The sequence below is a fragment of the Mucilaginibacter rivuli genome, assembly GCF_019391655.1.
In the GTDB taxonomy this organism is placed as follows: Bacteria; Bacteroidota; Bacteroidia; order Sphingobacteriales; family Sphingobacteriaceae; genus Mucilaginibacter; species Mucilaginibacter rivuli.
On sequence record NZ_JAHXPQ010000006.1, the window covers coordinates 56,353 to 79,372 of the forward strand.

Consider the following 23,020-nt stretch of genomic DNA (forward strand, 5'->3'; position numbering starts at 1 on the left):
AATAAATTCGAAATCGAAAATTCGAAATCCGAAATAAGAATATGGAAACTACACAAGAAATAACAATTGACACTCCGAAAAAGGAAACCGTTGAGGTTTCGGGCTCGGTAGCTTTGCTGGAAGCACTGATAGCCGAGGGTGTTGAAACTATTTTTGGTTATCCCGGCGGTGCCATCATGCCGATATATGATGCACTGTACGATTATAAAGAGAAATTAGAGCATATCCTTGTTCGCCATGAGCAAGGCGGTATTCACGCAGGGCAAGGTTATGCACGTACATCGGGCAAAGTAGGGGTGGTTTTCGCGACAAGCGGGCCAGGCGCCACCAACTTAATTACAGGCTTAGCCGATGCGCAGATTGACAGTACGCCATTGGTTTGTATTACCGGCCAGGTGTTCGCGCACTTGTTGGGTACTGATGCTTTCCAGGAAACGGATGTGATCAACATCACCACCCCGGTTACCAAATGGAACTACCAGGTTACCGATGCCCGCGAGATCCCGGAAGCTATCGCCAAAGCATTCTACATCGCTAAAAGCGGCCGCCCCGGACCGGTATTGATCGACATTACCAAAAACGCTCAGATCCAGAAATTTGATTTTGAGGGTTATGTAAAATGCAAACATATCCGCAGCTACAAACCAAAACCGGTAGTAAGACACCAATACATTGAGCAAGCTGCAGAATTGATCAACCAGGCTAAAAAGCCGTTCATCTTATTCGGACAAGGGGTTTTATTGGGAAGTGCAGAGCAGGAGTTTAAAGCTTTTGTTGAAAAAAGCGGTATCCCGGCAGCATGGACAGTTTTGGGTGCAGGTGCAATCCCGACAGATCACCCTTTAAATGTGGGTATGTTGGGTATGCACGGTAACTACGGGCCGAATGTTTTAACTAACGAGTGTGATGTATTGATCGCTATCGGGATGCGTTTTGATGACCGCGTTACAGGCCGCTTAGATAAATATGCAAAACAGGCACAGGTTGTACATTTGGATATTGACCCTGCCGAAATTGACAAGAACGTAAAATCAACAGTACCCGTTTGGGGCGATTGTAAAGAGACTTTACCATTACTTACCGCTTTGGTTGACGAAAAACAACATACCGAATGGTTGGCTAAGTTTAACGAATATACCCGCCAGGAAGTTGAAGCTGTTATAGAAAAAGAGCTTAACCCAACTACCGAAGAAATGACAATGGGCGAAGTGATAAAACAACTGAATGACCTTACTTTAGGTGAAGCTGTTATTGTTACCGATGTAGGCCAGCACCAAATGGTAGCTTGCCGCTATGCCAAATTCAACAAAACACGCAGCAATGTTACCAGCGGCGGTTTAGGTACTATGGGCTTTGCACTGCCTGCAGCCATAGGCGCTAAATTTGGTACGCCGGATCGTGAAGTTGTTGCCATTATTGGCGATGGTGGTTTCCAGATGACCTGCCAGGAATTAGGTACAATAATGCAAAGCGGCATCAATGTAAAGATCATCATATTAAACAACCGTTTCCTGGGTATGGTTCGCCAATGGCAGGAGTTGTTTAATGAGAAACGTTACTCTTTCGTTGATATACAGAGCCCGAACTTTGTAACCCTGGCAAGTGCCTACGGTATTCCGGGCAAAACAATTAACAACCGTACAGACCTTCCCGGCGCGTTAAAAGAAATGCTTGCTAACAAAGGCTCGTTCCTGTTAGAAGTAATGGTAACCAAAGAGAACAATGTATTCCCGATGGTACCACAGGGGTGTAGTGTAAGCGAAATTCGTTTAAAGTAATTAAGATCATGACTGAGCAAATAACAGAAAAGCAGGAATATAACATCACGGTTTACACCGAGAACCAGATAGGTTTGCTAAACCGTATCGCTATTATATTTACCCGCCGTAAAATAAATATAGATAGCCTGAACACTTCACCATCTGAGGTTGACAGCATCCACCGTTTCAATATCGTTATTACCGAAACTGAAGAAGTGGTACGCAAAGTTTGCCGCCAGATAGAAAAGCAGGTAGAAGTACTAAAAGTTTATTACCATACCAATGCCGATGTAATTTGGCAGGAAATGGCGCTTTACAAAGTATCAACAGACGTTATTGCCGAGAAGGTAAGCGTTGAGCGTTTATTACGCGAAAACGGTGCACGTGCCGTGGTTATCCGTAAGGACTATACGATTTTTGAGACCACGGGCCATCGCGAAGAAACTGATGCATTGGTAGCTATTTTGCAACCTTACGGCCTGATAGAATTTGTACGCAGCGCACGCATCGCAATCATAAAAGATAGCGATGGCTTTAACCGCAAATTACGCGAATTTGAGCGCCTTGAACCAGGTGAAGATGTGATGGAAAACGAATACCTGGGGCAGGGCCAAAAAGTGTTCAGCATGTAATTGAGGCAAAAAGAGAATAACTAACTAATCAAATCAATAATAACAAATAAGCTTCGGTGGTAGCAACATCACTGATAAAATCAAATCAAAAACAATAAAAAAATGGCACAACTAAATTTCGGCGGTACTGTAGAGAATGTAGTAACCCGCGAAGAGTTCCCGTTAGCTAAAGCTCAGGAAGTATTAAAAAATGAAACTGTAGCGGTTATCGGTTACGGTGTACAAGGCCCAGGTCAGGCTTTAAACCAAAAAGACAACGGCATCAACGTAATTGTTGGTCAGCGTAAAAATTCAAAAACATGGGATAAAGCTATTGCTGACGGATTTGTACCCGGCGAAACTTTGTTCGAAATTGAAGAAGCTTTAGAGCGCGGTACCATTATTTGCTACTTATTGAGCGATGCTGCACAGATAGCTTTATGGCCAACTGTACAAAAACACTTAACCCCGGGTAAAGCATTATACTTCTCTCACGGTTTTGGTATCACTTTTAAAGAGCAAACAGGTATCGTTCCTCCTGCTGATGTTGACGTATTTTTGGTTGCTCCAAAAGGATCGGGTACTTCATTGCGCCGTATGTTTTTGCAAGGCCGTGGCTTAAACTCAAGCTACGCTATCTTCCAGGATGCAACTGGTAAAGCTTTTGAGCGTGTTATCGCTTTAGGTATCGCTGTAGGTAGCGGTTACTTGTTCGAAACCAATTTCAAAAAAGAAGTATATAGCGATTTAACCGGCGAGCGTGGTACTTTAATGGGATGTATCCAGGGTATCTTCGCTGCTCAATACGAAGTTTTACGTAAAAACGGTCACTCACCATCAGAATCATTTAACGAAACTGTTGAAGAGTTAACACAATCATTAATGCCGTTAGTTGCAGAAAACGGTATGGACTGGATGTATGCCAATTGCTCAACTACCGCTCAACGTGGTGCTTTAGACTGGTGGAAAAAATTCCGTGACGCTACTAAACCGGTATTCGAAGAATTATATGACAGCGTTGCTACAGGAAAAGAATCACAACGTTCTATCGACCTGAACAGCCAACCTGATTACCGTGTGAAACTGGATGCTGAATTAGCCGAACTACGCGAAAGCGAATTATGGCAAGCAGGCAAAACTGTACGCAGTTTACGCCCTGAGAACCAACCGGTGGAAGCATAAAAAAACAAGTCGATAGTCCATAGTCTTTAGTCGTGAGTCATTTTTTGATACCGATTAAGACTATGGACTTAAGACTATTGACTCAAGACTCATGAAATGGAACGCTGAATTATATGACCAAAAGCACGCTTTCGTATTCCAATACGGTGAGAGTGTTATGGAATTGCTGGATGTACAACCCGGCGAGCGTATCCTTGATCTGGGCTGCGGTACCGGTTACTTAACACAGCAGATAAGTGAGCTTGATGCTGATGTGGTAGGAATTGATTACTCGCCCGAAATGATACAGAAGGCCAGGCAAAGCTACCCTGAAGTATCATTCAGTGTTGCCGATGCATCAAAGTTCAGTTTTACCGAGCCTTTTGATGCGGTGTTCAGCAACGCGGCGTTGCACTGGGTGAAAGACCACGATGCCATGATGAAATGCGTTTACCACAGCCTTAAACCCGGCGGCCGCTTTGTTGCCGAAATGGGCGGTAAGGGTAACGTACTGCAATTAATAACTGCAACAAAACAAGTATTGTTAAAGCACGGCTTTGCTAAACAAGCTGAAACAATGATATGGCGTTTCCCAAGCCTGGGTGAATATACCAGCGAGTTGGAGAACCATGGTTTCAGGGTAACATTTGCCGCTCATTTTGACCGCCCTACTGCCCTGCAGGATGGCGACCAGGGTGTAGCCAAATGGATAGCCATGTTTGGCGAACAATATTTTGAAGGCGTGCCTTCAAACCAAAAACAGCAAATGCTGCAAGAAATTACAGAGCTGCTACGCCCCCACTATTATCGTGAAGGGCAGTGGTTCTCTGATTATGTGAGATTAAGATTTACTGCTGTTAAGCAGTTATAAGTTATCGATTGTCGGTTAATTGACGATCGTAAACTCCAATAAATAAAAACTGAAAACTGTCAACTAAAAATTGACAACTAAACAAACAAGATATGTTACACGATCCAAACCGCGTTTATGTTTTTGATACCACGCTTCGCGATGGCGAGCAGGTGCCGGGATGCCAATTGACCACCCCTGAAAAAATCGAAATAGCCCATGAACTTGAGTCGCTGGGTGTTGACATTATTGAAGCAGGTTTCCCGATATCAAGCCCCGGCGATTTCCAGAGCGTGGTAGAAATATCAAAAGCGGTAAAAAATCCTACCGTTTGCGCGCTTACCCGTGCCAATAAAGGCGATATTGATGCCGCTGTTGAGGCTTTGGCTTATGCCAAGCACCCGCGTATACATACCGGTATCGGCTCATCGGACATGCACATTAAGCACAAATTTAACAGCACCCGCGAAGAGATATTGGAGCGCGCTGTTGAGGCGGTGAAATATGCCAAAAAATCTGTTGAAGATATTGAGTTTTATGCTGAAGATGCAGGCCGTGCCGACGTCCGCTTTTTGGCTCAGATGGTCGAGGCGGTCATCGCGGCAGGTGCCACCGTGGTAAACATACCAGATACCAACGGCTACTGCCTGCCCGACCAATATGGCGAGAAAATAAAATTCTTAAAAGAAAACGTCAAAAACATTGATAAGGCAATTATCTCGGTACATTGCCATAATGATTTGGGCTTAGCTACTGCAAACTCCATAGCAGGCTTACAAAACGGTGCCCGCCAGATAGAAGGCACCATTAACGGTATAGGCGAACGCGCAGGAAATACTTCGATTGAAGAAGTAGTAATGATCCTGAAAACGCACTCGGTTTTGGGCCTGCATACCAACATCAACACCAAAAACTTTTACGAACTTAGCCACATGGTAAGCACACAAATGCGCATGCCGGTACAACCCAATAAAGCTATTGTTGGCAGCAACGCTTTCGCGCATAGCTCGGGTATACATCAGGATGGCTTTTTAAAGAACCGTGAAAATTACGAGATCATTCGCCCTGAGGATGTTGGTTTCCCAAGCGCTACCATTGTTTTAACCGCGCGTAGTGGCCGCCATGCTTTAAAATTTCACTTAGAGCGTTTAGGTTATAATTTAGATAAACAAGAGCTGGCCAATGCTTACCAGAGTTTCCTGGTATTGGCCGATGGCAAATTAGACATTGATGATAACGATTTAACCACGCTGATGATAGCTGTTAAGCAATTGGCATAATTGATCGTTTCGAAAAAACAGAGTACATATACACAATCAGAAATAAAAAAGATGAGCACAACATTATTTGATAAGGTGTGGGACGCACACGTAGTTCGCAAAATTGAAGGCGGGCCCGATGTCCTTTTTATCGATCGTCACCTGATACACGAGGTGACCAGTCCGGTAGCCTTTTTAGGCTTAAAGAGCAGGGGTATTGGCGTTTTGTATCCAAACCGCACATTTGCCACTGCCGATCATAACACACCAACCATCAACCAGCATCTGCCCGTTGCCGATCCGCTTTCGGCTAACCAGCTAAACGCGTTGGAGAGCAACTCTAAAGAGTATGGCATCAGCCACTGGGGTTTAGGTCATCAAAAAAATGGTATCGTACACGTAGTAGGTCCCGAGTATGGTATTACCCAACCCGGAGCTACCATTGTTTGCGGCGACTCGCATACCTCAACTCATGGTGCTTTTGGCGCTATCGCTTTTGGAATAGGCACATCAGAGGTTGAAATGGTATTGTCAACACAATGCATTATGCAGCCAAAGCCTAAAAAAATGCGCATTAACGTAAATGGCAAATTAGGCGTTGGTGTTACCCCTAAGGACGTAGCATTGTTCATCATATCAAAACTAACTACCTCGGGCGCTACAGGTTATTTTGTAGAGTACGCAGGTGACGTTTTTGAAAACATGACCATGGAAGGGCGTATGACGGTTTGTAACTTAAGTATTGAGATGGGTGCACGTGGCGGTATGATAGCCCCTGATGAAACCACCATCAACTACGTTAAAGGCCGTGAGTTTAGCCCTAAAGGCGAAGCCTGGGATAAAGCCTTAGCTTACTATAAAACTTTAAAAACTGACGAAGACGCTGTTTTTGATAAAGAACTGACGTTTGATGGCTCTACCATTGAACCGATGATCACTTACGGTACCAACCCGGGTATGGGCATGGGCATATCACAGGATATCCCGGATGCTGAACATGTTGAAGGTGGTGCTGCAACTTACGAAAAATCGCTAAACTACATGGGTTTCTCTGAAGGCGACCACATGATAGGCAAACCGGTTGACTTTGTATTCGTAGGCAGCTGTACCAATGGCCGTATTGAAGATTTCAGGGCGTTCACGTCACTTGTAAAAGGCAAACATAAAGCTGATAATGTTACTGCCTGGTTAGTACCGGGATCGCACATTGTTGAAGCGCAGATTAAAGAAGAAGGCTTGTTAGACATTTTGACCGAAGCTGGTTTTGTATTGCGCCAGCCGGGTTGCTCTGCTTGTTTGGCTATGAATGACGATAAAGTACCTGCAGGCAAATACGCGGTAAGTACTTCTAACCGTAACTTTGAAGGTCGCCAGGGGCCGGGTTCGCGCACCATGCTGGCCAGTCCGCTTGTTGCCGCTGCCGCCGCTGTTACCGGCGTAGTTACTGATCCGAGGACTTTAATTGAAGAATTAGTTTAATAAACCATTCGCACATCTGCACATTCGCATATTTGCACATTAAAAAAATTATGGCTTACGATAAATTTACGGTATTGCAAAGCACAGCAGTACCGCTCCCGATAGAGAATGTTGATACTGACCAGTTGATACCCGCCCGCTTTTTAAAAGCTACTGAGCGTGTTGGCTTTGGCGATAACCTTTTCCGCGACTGGCGCTATAACCCGGATAACACTCCTAAAAAGGACTTCGTGTTAAACAACCCTATTTACAGTGGTAAGATACTGGTTGGTGGTAAAAACTTTGGTTCGGGCTCATCGCGCGAGCATGCTGCCTGGGCTGTTTATGATTATGGCTTCCGCGCGGTAGTGTCAAGCTTTTTTGCCGATATCTTTAAAAACAACTGTTTGAACATTGGCGTATTGCCGGTACAGGTTAGTCCTGAATTTGCCGACAAAGTATTTGCCGCTATTCACGCCGATCCGAAAACCGAGCTGGAGATCAACCTTCCTGCCCAAACCATCACTTTGATTGCAACAGGCGAAAGCGAGAAATTCGACATCAGCCCGTACAAAAAGGATAATATGATAAACGGCTTTGACGATATTGATTATCTGCAAAGCATAAAGGGAGAGATAGAGGAGTTTGCAGCGCAGTTGCCTCTATAGTCAGAATAACAACTTAAAGCTGCAAATACCAACACAAGCCTAACCAGCCAAACCAAAACACTATCCAATATAATGGAAAGAAGGAAAATAGAGATAATGGATACTACGCTCCGCGATGGGGAACAAACCTCGGGCGTGTCGTTTTCTGTTTCAGAAAAGCTCACCATTACTCAGTTGTTATTAGAAGAACTGCACGTCGACCGTGTGGAGATCGCCTCGGCACGCGTGTCGGACGGGGAGTTCAGCGCGGTTAAAACCATTATGGCCTGGGCCGAAGAGCATGGTTACACTGGGCGCATCGAGGTACTCTCGTTTGTAGATAATGGTGTATCGATCGATTGGATGGTGAACTCTGGCGTAAAGGTTCAAAACCTGCTGACCAAAGGTTCGATGAACCACCTCACCCACCAACTCAAAAAAACACCCGAACAGCATTTTGCCGAAATAAAACAGGTGATCGAACTCGCGGCAAGCAAAGGCATCAGCACCAATGTTTACCTGGAAGACTGGAGCAACGGCATGCGCAACTCGCCTGAGTATGTTTGCCAATACCTTGATTTCCTTTCGCAACAAAATGTGAAGAGGATATTGCTGCCCGATACGTTGGGAGTTTTAACCCCTTGCGAAACATTTAAATATTTATCAGACATCAAGTCAAAATACCCAAAACTGCACTTTGATTTTCACGCGCATAATGATTACGACCTGGGCACAGCCAACGTTTTAGAGGCGGTACGCGCAGGTATAGACGGCTTGCACCTCACCGTGAACGGAATGGGCGAACGTGCGGGTAACGCTGCATTAGCCAGTGCCGTGGCGGTCATCAAAGACTTTGCTCCCGAGGTGGAGATCAACCTCAGGGAATCATCCATATACAAGGTAAGCAAACTGGTGGAAACCTTTTCGGGAGTACGCATCCCCACCAATAAACCTATTGTTGGCGAAAACGTATTTACCCAAACCGCGGGTATCCACGCCGATGGCGATAACAAAAACAACCTGTATTTTAACGATCTGCTCCCTGAACGTTTTGGCCGCAAGCGCGAATATGCGCTGGGCAAAACATCGGGCAAAGCCAATATAGAGAAGAACCTGCAGGAGTTGGGCCTTAAACTCAATGATGCCGACCTGAAGAAAGTTACCCAGCGCGTTATTGAACTGGGCGACCGCAAAGAGACCGTAACCAAGGAAGATCTTCCTTATATTATATCCGACGTATTGGATAGCAGCCTTTATGAAGAGAAGGTTATCGTAGAATCGTATGTACTGATGAACGCGATGGGGCTTCACCCTTCGGCAACCATCTCTGTAAAAATAGATGGCGAAAAGTTTGAAGAGAACGCCCAGGGCGATGGCCAGTTTGACGCTTTTATGAACGCGCTCACCAAAGTGTACAATAAAAAGAAGCGCCGCTTACCAAAGCTGATAGACTATGCCGTGCGTATAGCGCCGGGCAGTAGCAGCGATGCGCTTTGCGAAACCATTATTACCTGGGAAACTGATCAGAAGAAATTTATTACCCGCGGATTGGATTCGGACCAAACGGTTTGCGCTATCAAGGCTACGCAGAAGATGCTGAATATTATTTAGAGTCGAGAACCAAGAATTAAGACAATTAAAAATCAATCATAATAACACTTTAAAAATGAAATTGAATATCGCCCTTTTGGCAGGAGACGGCATCGGACCCGAGGTTATCGACCAGGCTGTTAAAGTATCAAACGCTGTCGCAAAAAAATTCAACCACGAAATTGTATGGACCGCCGCCCTTACCGGCGCAGCCGCCATTGATGCCGTTGGCGAACCTTATCCCGACTCGACCCACGATGTTTGTATGGCTGCAGATGCGGTGCTGTTTGGAGCTATCGGTCACCCGCGCTTTGATAACGACCCTACTGCTAAAGTTCGCCCGGAGCAGGGACTATTGAAGATGCGTAAAAAATTGGGTTTGTTCGCTAACGTGCGCCCTACCTTCACTTTCCCATCATTAATTGATAACTCTCCGCTTAAACGTGAGCGTATTGAGGGTACCGACCTGATCATTTTGCGTGAGCTAACCGGTGGTATTTACTTTGGCGAGCGTGGCCGTAGCGAAGATGGCAACACCGCTTTTGATACCTGTACCTATACCAAAGACGAAATTGTTCGCCTTGCCAAATTAGGTTTTGAAATGGCTATGCAGCGCAGCAAACGTTTGTGCTGTGTAGATAAAGCCAACGTGCTGGAAACATCGCGCCTGTGGCGCCAAACTGTGCAGGCTATGGAGAAAGATTACCCCGAAGTTACTGTGAGCTATGAGTTTGTTGATGCCGTAGCCATGCGCCTGGTACAATGGCCAAACAGCTATGATGTAATGATCACCGAGAACCTTTTTGGCGATATTTTGACTGATGAGGCTTCGGTTATTTCGGGTTCGATGGGTTTGATGCCGTCGGCCTCCATCGGGATCCACACCTCATTGTTCGAGCCGATACATGGTTCGTATCCGCAGGCAGCAGGTAAAGATATCGCCAACCCATTGGCAACTGTATTATCAGCCGCTATGATGTTTGAGGATGCTTTTGGTTTGAAAGAAGAAGCGGAATTGATCCGTGCCGTAGTGAATAAATCATTAGCCGAAGGTATCGTTACCGAAGATCTTGCCGGTAAAAACAAAGCATACAAAACCAGCGAGGTAGGCGACTGGCTCGCAAAAAATATATAAAACTTTTGTAATAACTTAGCCGTTGTCTTTTAACATAAGGCAACGGCTTTTTAAATTACAAAACATGACTGCCGACAAATTAGACTACATTGCTGCCGCGCAGCGATTGAAACACGTTGTAAAACATACCCCATTAGAATACAACGCCGGCCTGTCGGAAAAATACCATTGTGAAATTTATTTAAAACGCGAAGACCTGCAGGTAGTACGCAGCTACAAACTCCGCGGCGCTTATAACATGATCAGTCAGCTCAGTACTGAAGAGCTTGACCGTGGCATTGTATGTGCCAGCGCGGGTAACCATGCACAGGGCGTGGCCTTTAGCTGCAACGCTATGGATACCCTTGGCGTGATATTTATGCCCGAACCTACACCCCGCCAAAAAATAAAACAAACCGAAATGTTTGGCCATGGCAAGGTGAAGATAGTTTTGGTTGGCGATACCTTTGATGACTGCCTCGCCGAAGCTCTTGCCTATACGAGGGAACATAACATGACCTTCATTCCGCCGTTTGATAATGAGCGTATTATTGAGGGACAGGGAACTGTTGGCGTGGAGATACTACAGGACCTGCCCGATGTGGAAGCCGTAATTATGCCGGTTGGCGGCGGCGGCCTCTCTGCCGGGGTAGGCGATTATTTAAAAGCTATTAAACCCAATATCCTGTTAGCCGGTGTGGAGCCTCAAGGCGCGCCATCCATGGTGAAAGCTTTTGAGAAGCACGAACCTGTTACTTTGCAGGATATTGACCGTTTTGTTGATGGCGCGGCGGTAAAGCGTGTGGGCTCGTTAACTTACGAAATGTGCCAACGTGTGCTCAACGATATGCTGTTAGTGCCCGAAGGTAAGGTATGTACCACCATACTGAAACTGTATAACGAGGATGCCATTGTGGTTGAACCGGCAGGCGCCCTCTCGGTTGCTGCGCTGGATTTTTACCAGGAAAAAATAAAGGGCAAAAAAGTGGTTTGCGTAATAAGCGGCGGTAACAACGATATTGAACGCATGCAGGAAATTAAAGAGCGTTCGTTATTGTATGAAGGGCTGAAGCACTACTTCATTGTCCGTTTCCCGCAAAAGCCGGGCTCTTTAAAACTATTTGTAAGCAATGTTTTAGGACCTGATGACGATATTACCCGTTTCGAGTTCATCAAAAAAACCAACCGCGAAAGCGGGCCGGCTTTGGTGGGTATAGAGTTGAAACATGCTTCGGACTATGCTTCGTTAATGGCGAGGATGGAAGAGTATAAGTTTGAGGTGAAGGAGTTGAACCATGATATTACGTTGTTTGAGTATATGGTATAGAAGAGCAATTATTTTAAAATAGTCGATATTAGCGAAACAACTATTCCGAAAACTAACAATAAAAATCCAGATTTTAACCTCCTGTTTTTTTGATCTTCGATTACTTTAATTTGATCGTATTCATCAAATAAATAGTCTCCTTTCTCTGTATTGTTTGGGCTATTCAAATACATCAAAGAAGCGCCGAACAGTTGAATAAACAAAGCCAAAACATCAATAAATTTATACCAATTCATTTTCTACAAGATTATTAATGATGCTTTTTAATTTCAATACACAAATCTAAATGCGTCAAACGTGTGTTCATATTTTATATAAATAGCTCTAAATCTTGATTTTGTAATAGGATGTATTATAACGAATTCGTCAGTATTAAAGTCATCAATTACTGATTGTCTTTTTATGTAAATCTCGTTGTTCAAATGATAGGATAACAAAACCGAATACGCGAATCTCTTTGACCAATCATTAAATGTTAGATCAGCAATATCCCACGGTTTTCCACTATAAGTTTCGAGTATGATTTTTTTTGTTGGTTCGTTGAAATAGTACTCAGAATGCGCAAACGCATTTCTTAATGATGTATGAAATCCCTTTGATATTATACTTCCTAATTTAAGTTGTCGTTTACGTAGTGGTGTTCTTATACCTTCTCGAATTAAATTATGTTTTCCCATATCTGGGATTTTCACCTCCCAAGGATAAGTTTGACCTTCAATAAGTAAAGTTAAACGATATAATTGTCTTAAAAAATGTTTTGATTCCCAAATGTGAGCATAAATCATCAATTCCATGTGAATGCGATTATGGTCGTCGTTCGTAGGTTTTTTGTTATTAAAAGTATAAAAGGTTTCCATGAAATTTATATAAAAAGCTGACCTGTCTTTATCCTTCCAACCCTCTTCCCTACTGTCAATCATATATGGATTTAGATTAAGATGTGAATATTCATATTGAAACTTATATTCACCCTTCGCCAAAAAAAGTATGTAATTCATTGATTTTTGTTTCAAATAATCCAATGCCTGAATCACACCTGATTTCACCTCTTGGTCAATTTTCAAAAAATCATCATATGTTATCATACTATATATTTTGCAGTATTACCCTGTGGCTGGTATCATCACCACACCACTAATGTATAAAACAATATTTAGTCCTTCAGTGTACTCCGCAAAAGGATGCTGTTCATTAAGATACGACAGGCTAAACAAGAATTTTTATATCACTTAAAAAATCTTATTTTTGAGTATTGTTAGACCAATGCAAAATATCAAAGATGAATTACAACGTATCATTCTCGGAGATGGACCAGAAGGCCAGGCAAGCAACCTCCAAAAAGTCCGACATTTCCTTAACTCAAATGAGGAAACAAGCATCGCAACTGAAAAACAACAGCAGCTCAAAAGTGAAGAAACAGCAAGGCTCTTAGCTTTTGCAGACGTGTTTACCTCACATCCTCGGTCGATATAAAGAAAATCCACTCAAAATTTCGTATTTTTGTATTAAGTAAATCGCTTAGTTTTTACGCGATTTTCCCGATAAAAAGTTCTTTGAAACACCCAAGAATACCCAAGGGTTTGGCATAGTCCGCTACCTGTCTCAGGGATTGCCACGTCGTGCCCGAAAAGGGGACTCCTCGCAATGACATAAAAAACACCCAAGAATACCCAAGAGTTTTTCGCAATCTTTGTGGCTGTCTTTAAAACCTCTGTTAACTCTGTGGTTAAAAAAACTACAAAGGTCGCAGAGATATGAGACACAGCGTTGCACGGAGAAATGAAAAACACCCATAAATACCCATGTCCTACCCGGCCTGGTTCATGGGTGCCTGATAATCATAATGGCAATATCAGGGAGGTTTTTTATTTGAAAATACCCATAAATACCCAAGATTACCCAAGAAACATGGGCACAGCATTGCGAAAATGGCAAAGTAGTACCCATAATTTAGTTGAATCATAAAATTCACGAATACCCATCCCGATAGCTATCGGGACCATGTGCTTTTATGTAGGACGGGAAATGTAAATGGAAGGTGTGAGCATCCAGCTCAGCCTTTTTAACGTTAATACCAATAATATTTTAAAGGCTTCAAAATTTTTAAGTACTTCGCCCCATATTTCAATAACATGCTGAAAAGAGTTGTAATAACCGGACTGGGTGTTTTAGCGCCAAATGGTAATGATATTGACACCTTTTGGAACAATATTAAGAACGGCAAAAGCGGTGCCGCACCCATTACCCGCTTTGATGCTTCGCTGTTTCGCAGCAAGTTTGCCTGTGAACTTAAAGATTTTGATGTGAAGACAGTGCTCGATCGGAACGACATAAAACGTACCGACCTGTTTACCCAATACGCCCTTGTGGCTACCGACCAGGCCATTGCCGACTCGGGCTTTGAGCTGGGTAAAATGTCGCCTTTTGATGTGGGTGTAATATGGGGTTCTGCACAGGGCGGTATGGATACCTTTGAGCAGCAGGTTGAAGAATATGTTGCCAGCAGCAAACAGCCGCGCTTTAGCCCTTTTTTTATCCCTAAAGTGCTCATCAATATGGCCGCGGGAATGATATCTATCCGCAATGGTTTTATGGGGGCCAACTATACTACTGTTTCGGCGTGTGCCAGTTCAAATACCGCAATAATGGATGCCTTTGACCAGATACGTTTGGGTAAGGCCAAAATTATTATTACCGGTGGATCAGAGGCGGGTATTACAGAAGCTTCGTATGGCGGGTATTGTTCGTTAAAGGCCATGTCTGCACGGAATGATGATCCGCAGGGCGGCTCACGCCCCTTTGACGTTGAGCGCGATGGTTTTGTAATGGGCGAAGGCGCAGGCGCACTGGTTTTTGAAGAATACGAACACGCCAAAGCACGTGGTGCAAAAATATACGGCGAAGTAGCAGGTGCCGCCATGACCGGTGACGCCTACCATATGACAGCTACCCACCCCGAGGGCATCGGCGCCACACGCGCCATTAAAATGGCTTTAGACGAGGCGCAATTGACTATTCATGATATTGACTATATTAACCCGCACGCTACCTCAACCCATGTTGGCGATCTGAGCGAAACCAAGGCCATAGCTAACTTAATAGGTCCGGGTAAAAACAATACCTACATCAGCGCTACCAAATCCATGACGGGGCATTTACTGGGTGCAGCGGGCGCCATAGAAGCCATCATCAGCTTATTGGCCATGCGCGATGGTATTATCCCACCAACCATCAACACCACTAATATTGACCCGGAAATACCGGCCAACCTAAACGTGGTGCTAAAAGAAGCTATAGAAACGAAAGTTAAAACTGCCATGAGCAATACCTTTGGCTTTGGCGGCCATAACGGGATAGCGGTGTTTAAGGGGCTGTAATAAAACGTCAAGCAGTTCCCTTATTTAACTCACGATATAGGATATATACCAACAACAGGTTCCCCGGAAAGGAAAGAATAAGCCCCGCGTGGATAAAGCCGGTATTGAGGGAAAGATAAAGTACACTCACCAGGATAGTTATAATGCCTGCTGTTTTATAGATCTGTCCGTTTTCGAGGCCTTTGCGTTCCAGCGATTCTTTGATAAGGCCTGCGCCCATTACAATCATGTTGATGCCCATCAGGATAAAAAGCAGGTATTCGCCCATACTGAAAAAATAGTGTTTAAGCAGGTCGAGTATATTAATGGCCGGTAAAAATATCATCATCAGGAGTGCCGAAACAGCTAATGTCCAGTTTTTGTATGACCGCCCTATCTGGTAAAAGCCATTCATAAAAAAAACGCAGCTTACCATATGAACCAGGGTGGTGAATATATGAAATAAGGTGTCGAACCTCGCTGTTATCAAATCGTATACTACAGGTACCGCGTTAATGGTAAAAACAATACCGCCAATATATGCGGCACGCATTGGGCGCAATAATACTTTTGTTTCGTTGGAGGTTATCGTAATGTTGTTCATATCCATTTTTAATGATTTTATTAAAAGATTTAGGGTGTACATTCTGGGTATTACTTCGCCCGCTTCTATACGTTGTATACTACGTATGTTGAGGTTACATGTATCGGCGAGCTCTTGCTGGGTTAGGCGCCGGCTTGCCCTTTGCTGTGCAATGTATTTTCCAAGTTCGGGTTGTATCATCGTTCTGAATTATGGTTCAATATTACGCATCACATTACTGATCGCAAAAAATGACTTACGGCATTGTTACGACATTTGAACCGGGCCACCGTTCACTGCCTCACCGCTTTACTAATTAGCTCATTGAAAGCAGGGATAAGTGTAGCCGGAGGTGGTTATTTTAAATTTCTCACCCTAAAACGAAACTGTAAATACTTGTTTTGCGTAAATAAGACAACTGCACAATTCAGCAGCCTAATGTTTTGTTATTAGATGAATACGAGTACTTTTTTTTATAGCGTAAAAATTTGGGCCACGGCCGCCTTTATCGCTCCTTTTTTACAAGTTTGCATTAACTTTTTCACTAAACCTTATTTCGAAGCGGGTTACTATATTTATTCGGCGGTTTCAATGGGGGTTATCCTGGCCATTCCAAGTCTTATTCTGTTTTGGTTCACAGCCTTATCCATGAAAAAGATTGCCTTCAATGCTATTTTATCAAAGCTGTTTTTAACGATGTCGGGTATCGTATTAACTGTATTATTTATTTATTTCGCTCAAAAATTTAATGAGTTTGTTGCCGAGGGCTTGTATATGCCTATACCCTACTTTATTTCGGTAGTGGCGGTAATATGGGGTTATGAACTGCCCATTTTAGACAGGCAGGTATATATGGAAACCGTAAACGGTTAAGTTTTAAAGAGGCTGCCTTTGTTATTGTTTAGTACTCCAAAAACTGAGCAATACGGATATGTATCTTATCACCCGTTTTGTATTCTTTTTTGTTGAGGTTAAGGGCGCGTAATTCAAGGCCATCTTTCTCAATGATCACATCTTCAAAGAAACCTTTAAACAGCACCTGCTTAACTGTCCAGTCTTTACGGGTTAAGCTGCTGGTAAGGATGACGTGCTCGGGGCTAATGGCCACTGTTTCCTTCTCTGTTTTGATGTCGCATAGTAATGCCTCTTCTTTATTCAACACCGTTCTGTTTGATAAAAGTTGAGCAGTATATAACATTTCGGGTTTGCGGAATAAGTCTTCGGGTGTACCCGATTCAACAATTTCGCCATCCTTTATCACCACCAATACATCGGCCATAGAAAGCACCTCGGCCGGATCGTGCGATACAAGGATAACCGTTAAACCCGTTTCCTGAACTATTGTACGGATGTTTTGTTGTAAACCTTCCCTAAAGGAAGCATCAACCTGGTTAAAGGGTTCGTCCAGCAATAATACTTCGGGTTTGGTAATAAGCGACCGGGCAATGGCAACGCGCTGTTTTTCGCCGCCGCTCAGGTCGGCAACACGCTTGTCTTTTAGTTTGTAGATATTTAATTGTTTGAGGTATCTTTCAGTTTCTGATGCCTTGTAATCAATATCAGTATTCGGCAATAGTTGGGCAATGTTCTCATAAACTGTAGCAAACAGGTTCAGGTCATCAGTATGCTGTGTTACCATGCGCATATCATCATGGCCGGGTATCAGTTTGATCTCGGGCCCCCATATCTCTTCTCCCCTAAAGGATACCTTGCCGCTATCAGGCGAAAGCAAACCGAACAACAATTTAAGCAGGGTGCTTTTACCACTGCCACTCTCGCCAACAATAGCGGTAATTTTGCCGGGTGCTATGCTGATAGAAATATTATTTACACCGGATGCCTTTTTATCGTTATAGTTTTTAGTTACCGATACCGCGTCGAGAAAAGAGGTGTGTTGCATAGCGGCAAAGATACACAAAACAAAAAACCCCGGTACAGAACCGGGGTCAATTATACGAGTATCAGCAATACTTAATCGAAGCCGAAAGTAACACCAAACACAAAGCTTTTTAAACCTTTCTGATCGGGGCTGTTAACAAACATATCGTTAAAGTTGTATTTGGCAAAAATACCAACATCGCCATAGCCTATGCGGGTAAACGCACCGTATTTAAACTTAGCGAAGTGGAAATCGTTAAAGTTTTTCACTTTGCCATGGTCATCGCTTATTTGCTTTAACATACCATCAACTAAAAAACCTACTTCGGGGCCAACCTCAACAGAAATGCGCTTCCTGTGTTTATCCATATTGGTACGGAAACTAAAATCTAACGGCAAAATAAGGTAGTTTGATGAAAAACGATTTTTGCTATACTTGGTAGCATCAACTTTATAGGTTAGCGTAGGCGCATCGGCCACAATACTGATGTTGTTATTTTGCAGGCGGATAAGTGTCCAATCAAACCCGGCAGCCAGGTTAATTTTAAAGTGGTTATTAAAGCGATATCCAAAACTAAACATCTCAAAACTATCATAACTGGTTTTTAAAGCGGTATAGTTTAAGAACTCATTTTTGGGCGACAGGGTAAAGCTGCCATTATCGAGCAGGTTAGCCAGGCCCAATGAGTAGTGTGAAAACAGGCTAAAATCGAAATCCACGCCGGAGTGATCAACTCTGTTCAGGCTATCTATAGATGGTTTGTCTTTTTTACCACCACCAATTGTGAACGAAAAGCTCTTGTTCTTCTTTTTCGTTTTAGTGGTTATTACACTATCTATAGTTATGGTAACACTTTTGGCAGTAGTTGAGGTACTTGTGGTATCCTTTTGCTGGGCAAAAACCTCTCCCAACATACCGCAAAGTATCGCGGTAATTATTAATCGTTTCATGATATGGTTGTGTTTAAATTATTTGTCTTTCCTTGTTTGTATTAGTCCCAGGTTAATACGGGTTGGGCTAAAGTTCTCATCTTCTTCATCATCGTTAAACTGAACAATTTTTTTAGGTCTTTTATCTACTTGTGCTATTACAACATTAAGCAAGTCGCCAAGGCTACGTATCTTTTTCTTTTTTACTGCCGGGCCATCCTTTATTGCAGGTGGGGTAACGGCTGTCAATGCCCGGGCCTGCCTGTTACGGTCGTCGGCAACAACATTGGCAAACCTTGCCGGAGCCATTGCGGGCTTAGTTGTAACAGCCTGTGGTGGTATCGTTATGTTATCGGGCTGTGTGTTCACAGCCGCTACCATTTGAGTGGCCGTATCAACAGGATGAGTTGCATGTATTTCAGTATGGCGTATGCTTGCAATTATAACAGGGCGGCTATTTACCCTGCTTTCCTGCGGTGCTGTATCAGTCACTTCGGTATTATCCATTACCACCGGCTCCGGCGTAATTACCAGTGTTTTAGACTCATTAGTTACCGATGCTGTAAAAGTGCCATGCAAGCTAATTTTTTCTGTTTGCGGCCTTAGCAGCAGTGCAGCGGTTATAAATACAGCTACAGCCGCGGCTATTTGCAAATAAGGCATATAGCTTTTCTTTATTTCGTCTTCACCGTTTACTTCGAGTTTAATTTTATTCCATACCGCTGCAGATGGCTCCAATTCCATATCCGCCAACTGCGCGTTAAATAATTTATCCAACTCCTTATCCGACATTTTCATACCGCTTCCCCTCCATTTTAAATATCTGTTCCTTTAATATTGTTCTCGCTCTCGATAATTGTGATTTTGATGCCCCTTCGCTGATTCCCATTGTTTCACCAATTTCTTTATGCGAGTAGCCTTCTATAGCATATAAGTTGAATACCATGCGATAGCCAGGCGATAATTGCTGTATCAAAGCCAACAGATCTTTCACGCCAAGGTTTGATGCGGCTAATGGGTCAACCGAGGGTTCAATGCCCGGTGTATCAATATCCACTATCTGCATCATTTTATGGTGCTTGCGGTAGTACTCTATTGATGTATGTACCATCACCCGGCGTACCCAACCTTCAAATGATCCTTCGCCCCGGTAATCGGCCAGTTTGGTAAACACTTTTATAAATCCGTTCTGCAACATATCCTCGGCCTCCATTTTATCAGTGGCGTATCGCATACATACCCCCAGCATTTTAGGGGCAAGCATTTTATACAGGCCCTCCTGTGCCTTACGGCTGCCATCGCGGCAGGCGTTCATCAGTTCGTCGATTGTATATTTATGTTCCAAAAACATCATTTAAAGGTAAGATGAAAGATTGGATTAAATGGTTGCACGGGGTGTAAACTTTTTTTGAGATGGTTTACGAAAAGTAAATAGTTATCTTTAGATAAAGAAACGCCGACACAAAGTAATAGTATGAAAATTAGTATTGATAATAACTTAGTTAACAAAGCTCAACTGTTAACTAACAGTAAAACAAAAAGGGCTACTGTTGAAAAAAGCTTTAGCGTTACTGATAGGAATTGAAAACCATGAAAAGCGCTTTCATTTTTTAGATAATTGAAGATAAAAGTATAGCCTACTTCTTCATCCTGCTATACTTATATATTTTTACTGCCGACATGATAATGAGGCTGAAGACGATAAGGCCAACCATCCCATATATCCAGTTCACAGCATCTTTAAGCACAGCCAAAAACACAATAGCAAACAGGAATATGGTAGCAACCTCATTCCAGATACGGAGTTGGGTTGATGACCAGGTGAAAATGCCACGGCGCATTTGCTGCATTTTGCCGATGCAAATAAAATGGTAAGCAATAAGCCCTGCTACAAAGCAAAGCTTCACTTTCATCCAGGGTACTTCCATCAAATATGGGTTAAGGCAAAGCATGGTAATACCCGCTGTTGCAGTCAATATCATTGCCGGGGTGGTAATGATATTCATCAGCTTACGCTCCATGATCTCGAACTGGGCTGACAGGATATTACGTTCTAGTTCAGGCTTTTCCTGGGCTTCAGTATGGTAAATAAAAAGGCGTACCATATAAAACAACCCTGCCATCCAGCTTACTACGAAGATGATATGAATTGCCTTTATATATTGATAGTATTCCATAGCCCCCTAACCCCCTGAAGGGAGAATTGAATGTTTATTTGTTAATACCTGAACTCTTTTATAATTTCAACCGCGTACTTCACATTATCGAAAGGGATATCAGGCATAATACCGTGGCCGAGGTTGAAGATAAAACCGGGCTCATCCTTCATTCTGTCGAACAATTTATAGATACGATCTTTGATCACCGCTTTATCGGCATACAAAATATGCGGGTCAAGGTTACCTTGTACAGCTATCCCTTTAGGTAAACTCTGTTTGATGTTGAGCAGATCCGCATTCCAATCGATCGATATCACATCGGGTTTTGCTTCTGCCATTAGCGGCGCGAAAACCGAACTTCCTTTGCAGAAGGAGATCACCGGGATATCCTTACGGTTCAGTTTGCTGATGATATCTACATTGTAGTTATGCGAGAACTCTTTATAATCGTCCCAAGCCAATGCTGTTGCCCAGCTATCAAATAACTGAACAGCGTTAACACCAGCGGCTATTTGCATGTTCAGGTAGTCAACCGTTACTTTGGCAATTTTGCTTAATAGCCTGTGCGCCATTTCGGGATGGTTATGCAGCATCAGCTTGGTCAGCTTAAAATCTTTTGACGATCCGCCTTCAACCAAATAACTCATCACTGTAAAAGGAGCGCCTGCAAAACCTATCAATGGTATTTTACCATTCAGACGTTGTTGGATAACCTTTATCGCATCGGCAACATATTGCAACTTGTGCGTAACATCAATCTCCAAAGCATCAATGTCGGCCATGGTACGCACCGGGTTAGAAAACTTCGGACCAACATTGGCACCAAAGCTTAGATCACCACCCATAGCCTCGGGCGTAACCAAAATATCCGAGAAAAGGATGGCTCCATCAATACCCAACAGATCTACCGGTAACATGGTCACATCGGCAGCAAGCTCCGGGGTTTTGCACATTTCTAAAAAGGAGTACTTGTTTTTTATCTCCCAATACTCTTTCATAAAACGGCCGGCCTGGCGCATCATCCATACGGGTGGGCGTTCAGTCTTTTCCGAAAACGCGGCTCTGATCAGTAACGAATCTCTCATTTGTATAAAAGGCAATTAGCTTGCCTTGCGTGTTTTTAGTTCTTTTTCAATTTGTGCTATCACATCCTTCATTTTAGCACTTATCTTTTCTTCCTGCCTTGTGGCGAGCTTTAAATAAGCCTCGGCCTTTTCGTAATTGGCGTTACGCACACTAATGTTGGCTACATGTACCAATGCGGCCACATGATCATTAGCGGAGCGTAGCGGGTATTGCGCGGCGAGCTCATAATGAACTTCGGCCTGTGCGAAATCGTTTTTTTTCAGGGCGATGCCGCCCAGCATAAACTCGTAAAAGCCCCGGCGTTTTTTGCTTAGCCATTCGGGTTTGTGTATTTGCTGTAACAGTGACTCGGCACGGTCAAAATCTTTGTTATGATAAAATTTTGCCGCCAATATGATTGGTCCTTCTTTAAAATAGCCCCATATCAGCACCAGCATCAACAGTCCCGCTACAGCGGCAACCTCGTAGGTGCGGGCATAAATAAATACCGCTACCATCACCGCGAAGATGCCAATTACCGCTATACGTGCCTGATTTGTAAACATTAATGGTGATCGGTAAATTTATAACCTACGCCCCTTATCGAATGAAAATAAACCGGTGTTTTTGGATCTGGTTCAAAATACTTACGGAAGGTAAGGATAAAGTTATCGATGGTGCGGGTTGATGGGTACACATCATAGTTCCAAACAGTTTCCAATATCTGCTCGCGCGATACGGCTTCATTACGGCGCTCAATTAACAGCTTCAATAACATGGTTTCCTTTTTAGTTAATGGTGTGATGGAGCCATCGCCATTCACCAACTCGAACGAGTTAAAGTGGATGGTTTTATCGCCAATCATGTAACTGTTAAACTCTTTCAGGTCGTCGCCTTTTAAGCTGCGTTTTACCAGGTTGTTTACACGAAGTATCAACTCTTCAAGGTTAAATGGCTTGGTCAAATAATCATCCGCGCCTTTTTTCAATCCTGCAATTTTATCTTCGTTGGTGTTTTTAGCGGTAAGGAACATGATGGGTACTTCCGAGTTCTCCAAACGGATGGTTTCGGCAACTACGAACCCATCTATTTCGGGCATCATTACGTCCAGTATCACCAGGTTAAAACGCTCTTCTTTAAATATCTGTAATGCTTTTTTACCGTTGTTGGCTGTAGAAACTTTATAACCTTCTAACTCAAGGTTCAATTTAATGGCTTCTAACAAATGCTCTTCATCTTCTGCCAGTAAAATTCTTTTTTTTGTAGGCATCA

At 43.3% G+C, this 23,020-nt stretch carries 24 protein-coding genes; 13 read left to right on the top strand and 11 right to left on the bottom strand.

Annotated elements, in window-relative coordinates:
- Positions 1 to 41: 41 nt before the first annotated feature.
- From ilvB to ilvA, 10 genes are all read left to right on the top strand, one after another.
- Positions 42 to 1,778, top strand: a complete 1,737-nt coding sequence (gene ilvB / locus KXQ82_RS14560; protein WP_219489131.1) for a biosynthetic-type acetolactate synthase large subunit — start codon at positions 42 to 44, stop codon at positions 1,776 to 1,778.
- An 8-nt stretch (positions 1,779 to 1,786) separates the two neighbouring features.
- Positions 1,787 to 2,392 (top strand): acetolactate synthase small subunit, encoded by a 606-nt coding sequence (gene ilvN / locus KXQ82_RS14565; protein ID WP_219489132.1) that lies wholly within the window; start codon positions 1,787 to 1,789, stop codon positions 2,390 to 2,392.
- 102 nt (positions 2,393 to 2,494) lie between these two features.
- A complete protein-coding gene (ilvC, locus tag KXQ82_RS14570; RefSeq protein ID WP_219489133.1) occupies positions 2,495 to 3,553 on the top strand; it encodes a ketol-acid reductoisomerase in 1,059 nt (352 codons plus the stop codon).
- Positions 3,554 to 3,644: 91 nt separating this feature from the next.
- A complete protein-coding gene (locus tag KXQ82_RS14575; RefSeq protein WP_219489134.1) occupies positions 3,645 to 4,403 on the top strand; it encodes a class I SAM-dependent methyltransferase in 759 nt (252 codons plus the stop codon).
- A 92-nt stretch (positions 4,404 to 4,495) separates the two neighbouring features.
- The gene (locus KXQ82_RS14580) at positions 4,496 to 5,662 is read left to right on the top strand and encodes a 2-isopropylmalate synthase (RefSeq protein WP_219489135.1); all 1,167 of its coding nucleotides are present in this window, start codon (positions 4,496 to 4,498) and stop codon (positions 5,660 to 5,662) included.
- A gap of 51 nt (positions 5,663 to 5,713) precedes the next feature.
- Entirely contained in the window at positions 5,714 to 7,120 is a 1,407-nt protein-coding gene (gene leuC, locus KXQ82_RS14585) for a 3-isopropylmalate dehydratase large subunit (RefSeq protein WP_219489136.1), read from the top strand.
- Between the two features lie 50 nt (positions 7,121 to 7,170).
- Positions 7,171 to 7,767, top strand: a complete 597-nt coding sequence (gene leuD / locus KXQ82_RS14590; RefSeq protein WP_219489137.1) for a 3-isopropylmalate dehydratase small subunit — start codon at positions 7,171 to 7,173, stop codon at positions 7,765 to 7,767.
- A gap of 72 nt (positions 7,768 to 7,839) precedes the next feature.
- The gene (locus KXQ82_RS14595) at positions 7,840 to 9,357 is read left to right on the top strand and encodes a hydroxymethylglutaryl-CoA lyase-like TIM-barrel protein (RefSeq protein WP_219489138.1); all 1,518 of its coding nucleotides are present in this window, start codon (positions 7,840 to 7,842) and stop codon (positions 9,355 to 9,357) included.
- Between the two features lie 55 nt (positions 9,358 to 9,412).
- Positions 9,413 to 10,471, top strand: a complete 1,059-nt coding sequence (gene leuB, locus KXQ82_RS14600; RefSeq protein ID WP_219489139.1) for a 3-isopropylmalate dehydrogenase — start codon at positions 9,413 to 9,415, stop codon at positions 10,469 to 10,471.
- Between the two features lie 64 nt (positions 10,472 to 10,535).
- The gene (gene ilvA / locus KXQ82_RS14605) at positions 10,536 to 11,777 is read left to right on the top strand and encodes a threonine ammonia-lyase IlvA (protein ID WP_219489140.1); all 1,242 of its coding nucleotides are present in this window, start codon (positions 10,536 to 10,538) and stop codon (positions 11,775 to 11,777) included.
- Positions 11,778 to 11,785: 8 nt separating this feature from the next.
- Here ilvA and KXQ82_RS14610 read toward each other — a convergent pair whose 3' ends face one another.
- On the bottom strand, positions 11,786 to 12,013 hold the full coding sequence (locus KXQ82_RS14610; RefSeq protein WP_219489141.1) for a hypothetical protein: 228 nt from the start codon (positions 12,011 to 12,013) through the stop codon (positions 11,786 to 11,788).
- A 33-nt stretch (positions 12,014 to 12,046) separates the two neighbouring features.
- A complete protein-coding gene (locus tag KXQ82_RS14615; protein ID WP_219489142.1) occupies positions 12,047 to 12,862 on the bottom strand; it encodes a hypothetical protein in 816 nt (271 codons plus the stop codon).
- 178 nt (positions 12,863 to 13,040) lie between these two features.
- Between KXQ82_RS14615 and KXQ82_RS14620 the strand changes: the two genes are divergently transcribed.
- Both KXQ82_RS14620 and fabF read left to right on the top strand, forming a co-directional pair.
- The gene (locus tag KXQ82_RS14620) at positions 13,041 to 13,250 is read left to right on the top strand and encodes a hypothetical protein (protein WP_219489143.1); all 210 of its coding nucleotides are present in this window, start codon (positions 13,041 to 13,043) and stop codon (positions 13,248 to 13,250) included.
- Between the two features lie 659 nt (positions 13,251 to 13,909).
- A complete protein-coding gene (fabF, locus tag KXQ82_RS14625; protein ID WP_219489144.1) occupies positions 13,910 to 15,154 on the top strand; it encodes a beta-ketoacyl-ACP synthase II in 1,245 nt (414 codons plus the stop codon).
- A gap of 7 nt (positions 15,155 to 15,161) precedes the next feature.
- On the opposite strand, the gene KXQ82_RS14630 is transcribed toward fabF, so the two are convergent.
- A complete protein-coding gene (locus tag KXQ82_RS14630) occupies positions 15,162 to 15,917 on the bottom strand; it encodes a helix-turn-helix domain-containing protein (protein ID WP_219489145.1) in 756 nt (251 codons plus the stop codon).
- A 447-nt stretch (positions 15,918 to 16,364) separates the two neighbouring features.
- On the opposite strand from KXQ82_RS14630, the gene KXQ82_RS14635 reads away from it, so the two are divergent.
- Entirely contained in the window at positions 16,365 to 16,589 is a 225-nt protein-coding gene (locus tag KXQ82_RS14635) for a hypothetical protein (RefSeq protein ID WP_219489146.1), read from the top strand.
- Between the two features lie 28 nt (positions 16,590 to 16,617).
- Here KXQ82_RS14635 and KXQ82_RS14640 read toward each other — a convergent pair whose 3' ends face one another.
- The 8 genes from KXQ82_RS14640 to KXQ82_RS14675 form a co-directional block, all read right to left on the bottom strand.
- Positions 16,618 to 17,616 (bottom strand): ABC transporter ATP-binding protein, encoded by a 999-nt coding sequence (locus tag KXQ82_RS14640; RefSeq protein ID WP_219489148.1) that lies wholly within the window; start codon positions 17,614 to 17,616, stop codon positions 16,618 to 16,620.
- 71 nt (positions 17,617 to 17,687) lie between these two features.
- Entirely contained in the window at positions 17,688 to 18,545 is an 858-nt protein-coding gene (locus KXQ82_RS14645; RefSeq protein ID WP_219489149.1) for an outer membrane beta-barrel protein, read from the bottom strand.
- Between the two features lie 18 nt (positions 18,546 to 18,563).
- Positions 18,564 to 19,316, bottom strand: coding sequence for a hypothetical protein (locus KXQ82_RS14650; protein WP_219489151.1), 753 nt, complete (start codon positions 19,314 to 19,316; stop codon positions 18,564 to 18,566).
- A complete protein-coding gene (locus KXQ82_RS14655; protein ID WP_219489417.1) occupies positions 19,306 to 19,875 on the bottom strand; it encodes an RNA polymerase sigma factor in 570 nt (189 codons plus the stop codon). Before KXQ82_RS14655 ends, KXQ82_RS14650 begins: the two co-directional genes overlap by 11 nt.
- 286 nt (positions 19,876 to 20,161) lie before the next feature.
- Positions 20,162 to 20,701 (bottom strand): protoporphyrinogen oxidase HemJ, encoded by a 540-nt coding sequence (hemJ, locus tag KXQ82_RS14660; RefSeq protein WP_219489153.1) that lies wholly within the window; start codon positions 20,699 to 20,701, stop codon positions 20,162 to 20,164.
- A 41-nt stretch (positions 20,702 to 20,742) separates the two neighbouring features.
- Positions 20,743 to 21,768 (bottom strand): uroporphyrinogen decarboxylase, encoded by a 1,026-nt coding sequence (gene hemE, locus KXQ82_RS14665; RefSeq protein ID WP_219489154.1) that lies wholly within the window; start codon positions 21,766 to 21,768, stop codon positions 20,743 to 20,745.
- Positions 21,769 to 21,783: 15 nt separating this feature from the next.
- A complete protein-coding gene (locus KXQ82_RS14670) occupies positions 21,784 to 22,314 on the bottom strand; it encodes a tetratricopeptide repeat protein (RefSeq protein ID WP_219489155.1) in 531 nt (176 codons plus the stop codon).
- Complete coding sequence (locus KXQ82_RS14675) at positions 22,314 to 23,018, bottom strand: response regulator transcription factor (RefSeq protein ID WP_219489418.1); 705 nt, start codon at positions 23,016 to 23,018, stop codon at positions 22,314 to 22,316. The genes KXQ82_RS14670 and KXQ82_RS14675 overlap by 1 nt, the downstream gene beginning before the upstream one ends.
- Between the last annotated feature and the right edge of the window lie 2 nt (positions 23,019 to 23,020).